The organism is Actinomadura sp. BRA 177, from assembly GCF_013372625.1.
Lineage (GTDB): Bacteria > Actinomycetota > Actinomycetes > Streptosporangiales > Streptosporangiaceae > Spirillospora.
Genome location: NZ_JABXFD010000284.1, coordinates 1 through 4,113 on the forward strand (window position 1 = coordinate 1; position 4,113 = coordinate 4,113).

General features: G+C 69.4%; 3 protein-coding genes. 2 read left to right on the forward strand and 1 reads right to left on the reverse strand.

Annotated features, from left to right (window positions below):
• Positions 1-297 precede the first annotated feature (297 nt).
• Positions 298-1,815, forward strand: a complete 1,518-nt coding sequence (locus HUX53_RS12825; protein ID WP_176403398.1) for a cellulase family glycosylhydrolase — start codon at positions 298-300, stop codon at positions 1,813-1,815.
• Positions 1,816-1,862: 47 nt separating this feature from the next.
• Complete coding sequence (locus tag HUX53_RS12830; RefSeq protein WP_176403399.1) at positions 1,863-3,602, forward strand: glycoside hydrolase family 6 protein; 1,740 nt, start codon at positions 1,863-1,865, stop codon at positions 3,600-3,602.
• Positions 3,603-3,804: 202 nt separating this feature from the next.
• On the opposite strand, the gene HUX53_RS12835 is transcribed toward HUX53_RS12830, so the two are convergent.
• Positions 3,805-4,113 (reverse strand): cellulose binding domain-containing protein (locus HUX53_RS12835; RefSeq protein WP_176403400.1); only part of this gene is annotated, 309 nt, incomplete at its 5' end.

Consider the following 4,113-nt stretch of genomic DNA (forward strand, 5'->3'; position numbering starts at 1 on the left):
CTTGGGCACTCCCTTCGGGGGGTCCCGGGCCTTGGCGGGGTGGACCGGGTCGGGAGTAGTGGGAGCGCTCCCAAGAATCGAATCGCAGGCCGATTGTGTCAAGTGTCACAGGCCAGCCGGATTTTGGAAATCCCCCGCGCCTCTCCCGTCCCTCACCGCGCGCACGAGGCGCCGTGAAAATTCGTGAAAGGAATGGAACAGGTCTTCCATGCCGCGTCCGGCCCGTTCTACGTTCACCGCAGTCCAGGAGTGGGAGCGCTCCCAAGCTGAAAGATCCGACGTGAAAGCGGAGATCCCATGAGATCGCCTTCCCCGCGCACCGCCGCGGTGGCCGCGCTGACCGGCGCCGTCTGCGCGGCCGGGTCGCTCGTCGCGGGCGCCGGGGCCGTGCTCGGCGCGCCGGCCGCCCACGCCGCCGTCGCCTGCCAGGTCGACTACAGCACCAACGACTGGGGCACCGGCTTCACGGCCGCCGTCACGATCACCAACCGGGGCCCGGCCGTCAGCGGCTGGACGCTGACGTACTCCTACACCGGGAACCAGCAGCTGGCGAACGGCTGGAACGGGCGCTGGTCGCAGTCCGGCAAGACCGTCACGGTCGTGAACGAGAGCTGGAACGGCTCCCTCGCGACCGGCGCCGCCGTGCAGGCCGGAGCCCAGTTCAGTTACAGCGGCGGCAACGCCGCTCCCATCGACTTCGCGGTGAACGGGACGACCTGCAACGGCGATACGGAACCGACCGAAACGCCGCCCACGACACCGCCGACGACCCCGCCGACCACTCCCCCGTCCGACGGGACGGCGCCGAAGTTGAAGGTCTCCGGGAACACGTTCGTGGACGCCTCCGGGAACACCGTGCGGCTGCGCGGGGTGAACCGGTCCGGCGGCGAGTTCGCCTGCGTCCAGGGCAACGGCATCTGGGACGGCCCGATGGACGCGGCGTCGGTCGCGGCCATCCGGAGCTGGAACGTCAACGCCGTCCGGGTGCCGCTCAACTCCGACTGCTGGCTGGGCCTGGGCAACGTCGACCCGGCCTACCGCGGCGCCACGTACCAGAACGCGGTCAAGGACTACGTCGCCCTTCTCGAAAAGAACGGCATCACGCCCATTCTGGAGCTGCATTGGAGCCACGGCCTGTGGACTGGCAATGACAACCATTGCGACACCGCGAACGCCGAATGCCAGAAGCCGATGCCGGACGCCGAATACGCGCCCGAGTTCTGGAAGCAGCTCGCCGCCGCGTACAAGAACGACACGGCCGTCGTCTTCGACCTTTTCAACGAGCCGTACCCGAACAATCTCCAGGTCATGGACTACGCCCAGTCCTGGAAGTGCTGGCGGGACGGCGGCGCGGACTGCACCGGCCTCACCTACGAGGCCGCCGGAATGCAGGACCTGCTCGACGCCGTCCGCTCCACCGGGGCGCAGAACGTCGTGATGGTCGCCGGCAGCAGCTACTCCAACGACCTGTCCCAGTGGCTCGCGCAGAAGCCGTCCGACCCCACCGGGAACCTCGCGGCCGCCTGGCACTCCTACAACTTCAACTACTGCAAGGACGCGTCCTGCTGGGACCAGCAGCTCGCGCCCGTCGCCGAGCAGGTCCCGCTCGTCGCCGGCGAGATCGGCGAGAACACCTGCGGCCACTCCTACATCGACACGCTCATGGCCTGGCTGGACGAGCACGGCGCGTCCTACCTCGGCTGGACGTGGAACACCTGGGACTGCTCCTCCGGCCCCTCGCTGATCAGCTCCTACGACGGCACCCCGACCTCGTACGGCGCCGGGTTCCGCGCCCACCTGCAGTCGACCCCCTGACCCGCTCCGGTAAGAGATCCGCTCACCCCGATGGAGAGGAAACCCGCATGAAGCACCCCCCTGCGCGCAGGAGGCCCGGCGCCCGGCGCCGCGGCGTAACGGCCGCGGCGACGGCCGTCCTGCTCGCCTCAGGCACGGTCGCGCTGGCCCAGGCCCAGGCCAGCGCGGCCGCCGGCTGCACCGTCGACTACACCACCAACGACTGGGGCTCCGGCTTCACCGCCAACGTGAAGGTCACCAACCTCGGCGACGCGCTCAGCAGCTGGACGCTGGAGTGGGACTTCGCGGGGAACCAGCAGGTGACCAACGGCTGGAACGGCACGTTCACCCAGTCCGGCAAGCACGTCACCGTGAAGAACCCGAGCTGGGGAGGGTCGCTCGGCGCGAACGCGTCGGTCACCCCCGGCTTCCAGGGCACCTACTCCGGCTCGAACGCCAAGCCCGCCCAGTTCAAGCTGAACGGGACGGTGTGCGACGGCTCGACGGGCGGCGGCGACGACACCGAGCCGCCCACCACGCCGCCGGTGACCCAGCCGCCGACCGGTGACCGCGTCGACAACCCGTACGCCGGCGCGAAGGTGTACGTGAACCCCGAGTGGTCGGCCAAGGCCGCCGCCGAGCCCGGCGGCGACGCGGTCTCGAACCAGCCGACCGGTGTGTGGCTGGACCGGATCGCCGCGATCGAGGGCGTGAACGGCGGCATGGGCCTGCGCGACCACCTCGACGAGGCGCTCAGCCAGGGCGCCGGGGTGATCCAGCTCGTCGTCTACGACCTGCCCGGACGCGACTGCGCCGCGCTGGCGTCCAACGGCGAGCTCGGCCCGACGGAGCTCGACCGGTACAAGTCGGACTTCATCGACCCGATCGCCCAGATCGTTGGTGACGCCAAGTACGCCGACCTGCGGATCGTCACGGTCGTGGAGATCGACTCGCTGCCGAACCTGATCACCAACGCCGGCGACCGGCCGACCGCCACCGAGAACTGCGACGTCATGAAGGCGAACGGCAACTACGAGAAGGGCATCGCCTACGCGCTGCAGAAGCTCGGCGCCTACTCCAACGTCTACAACTACATCGACATCGGCCACCACGGCTGGCTCGGCTGGGACGACAACTTCGGCCCGTCCGCGCAGCTGCTCGCCGACACCGCCGAGATGTCCGGCGCCAAGAGCAACGTGGCCGGCTTCATCACCAACACCGCCAACTACGGGGCGCTGAAGGAGCCCTACTTCACCATCAACGACTCGGTGAACGGCACGTCCGTCCGCCAGTCCTCGTGGGTGGACTGGAACCGCTACGTGGACGAGCAGTCCTACGCGCAGGCGTTCCGGCAGGAGCTCATCAGCGACGGCTTCGACTCCGGCATCGGCATGCTGATCGACACCAGCCGCAACGGCTGGGGCGGCTCCGAGCGCCCGACCGGGCCCGGCCCGCAGACGGACGTCAACGCCTACGTCGACGGCGGCCGCATCGACCGGCGCATCCACCTCGGCAACTGGTGCAACCAGTCCGGCGCGGGGCTCGGCGAGCGCCCGAAGGCCGCGCCCGCGGCGGGCATCGACGCCTACGTCTGGATCAAGCCTCCGGGCGAGTCGGACGGGGCCAGCTCCGAGATCCCGAACGACGAGGGCAAGGGCTTCGACCGGATGTGCGACCCCACGTACACCGGCAACCCGCGTAACAACGACCACATGAGCGGCGCCCTGCCCAACGCGCCGCTGTCCGGGCACTGGTTCTCCGCGCAGTTCCAGGAGCTGCTGCAGAACGCCTACCCGCCCGTCCAGTAACCCCACCAGGAAACAGGCCCCGTGACCCGCTCCCGGTCACGGGGCCTCTCCCTGTCCGCCCCCCTTCGTTGACTTGCGGCGTGTTGCCCTTATGAGCGCTTCCATAAGGGCAACACGCCGCAAGTCAACGGGGAGGGGGGCGGCCCGCGGCGTCCCCTGTCGGACGCCGCGGGCCGTGTTCCTGTTGGGAGCGGTTGCTGTGTCAGGAGGTCATGCAGTGCGGTTCGAGGGTCGTCGCCCCGCTGGGGGCGTTGACCGTGAACCCGAACGTGGCCGAGGCGCCGACGGCCAGCGAGCCGTTCCAGCTCGCGTTGTTGACCGTGACGTCCGGGCCGGACTGCGTGTAGGTGCCGTTCCACAGGCTGCCGACCGTCTCGCCGTTGGCGAAGGTGAAGTGGGCCATCCAGCCGTTGAGCGGCAGCGTGCCGGTGTTGGTGACCTTGATCTCGCCCTGGTAGCCGCCGCCCCAGCTGTTGGTGGACGTGTACGCGGCGGTGCACACCTTGCCGGG

Excerpts from the sequence above, each read along its gene's own strand:
- HUX53_RS12830 (WP_176403399.1), top strand. The coding sequence starts at position 1,863 with ATGAAGCACCCCCCTGCGCGCAGGAGGCCCGGCGCCCGGCGCCGCGGC.
- HUX53_RS12825 (WP_176403398.1), top strand. The coding sequence starts at position 298 with ATGAGATCGCCTTCCCCGCGCACCGCCGCGGTGGCCGCGCTGACCGGC.